The 726-nt window shown below is 60.7% G+C and carries 1 protein-coding gene and 1 pseudogene; one reads left to right on the top strand and one right to left on the bottom strand.

Features of this window, described 5'->3' with window-relative positions; all coding sequences use genetic code 11:
• Positions 1–486: oligoribonuclease (gene orn, locus FLV_RS19905; RefSeq protein ID WP_243236501.1), on the bottom strand; the 486-nt coding region annotated here is incomplete at its 3' end.
• A 107-nt stretch (positions 487–593) separates the two neighbouring features.
• Between orn and FLV_RS20070 the strand changes: the two are divergent.
• Positions 594–726, top strand: a pseudogene (locus tag FLV_RS20070) (ribosome biogenesis GTPase RsgA); the annotation flags it as partial.

Consider the following 726-nt stretch of genomic DNA (forward strand, 5'->3'; position numbering starts at 1 on the left):
GTCGTCCAGCGCCAGATGCGTGCTGCCCTTCTTGAAGCTGTCGCGCACGTCCGGAGCCCAGCGTGCGGCCAGCTCCTTGAGCGTCGAGACGTCGAGGTTGCGGTAGTGGAAGTAGCTTTCCAGCGCCTTCATGTGGGTATAAAGGAAGCGACGGTCCTGGCAGATGCTGTTGCCGCAGATCGGCGATTTGCCCTTCGGCACCCACTTTTCCAGGAAGGCGATGGTCTCAGCTTCTGCCTCAGCCATGCTGATGCGGCTTTCACGTACACGCTGGGTCAGGCCGGAATTGCCGTGGGTGCGGGTGTTCCATTCGTCCATGCGCGCGAGCACTTCGTCGCTGTGATGGATGGCGATCACCGGGCCTTCGGCCAATGTATTCAGCTCACTGTCGGTGACGATGGTGGCCATTTCGATGATGACATCGTTGTCCGGGTCCAGACCGGTCATTTCCAGGTCGATCCAGATCAGGTTCTGCGGGTTTTGCATATTCGGGCTCCTAGGCAATGCTGCGCAGTTTAGCCTAGGCCGGTGGCCGGGCGTGCTAAACTCGCGGCCGTTTTACCTAATCGCTGCATTCTTCAGACGGAACACCCATGGCCAAACGCCAACTCAATCGTCGTCAAAACTGGCGCATCGAAAAGATTCAGGGCGAGCGCGCCGCACGCGCCGCCAAACGCGAGTCCTCGGCGGTCGAGGCCCTCGAGGGCGGCGACCTTGGCCCTGAGC

This window comes from Flavobacterium pectinovorum (assembly GCF_022802975.1).
Classification (GTDB): Bacteria; Bacteroidota; Bacteroidia; order Flavobacteriales; family Flavobacteriaceae; genus Flavobacterium; species Flavobacterium pectinovorum_B.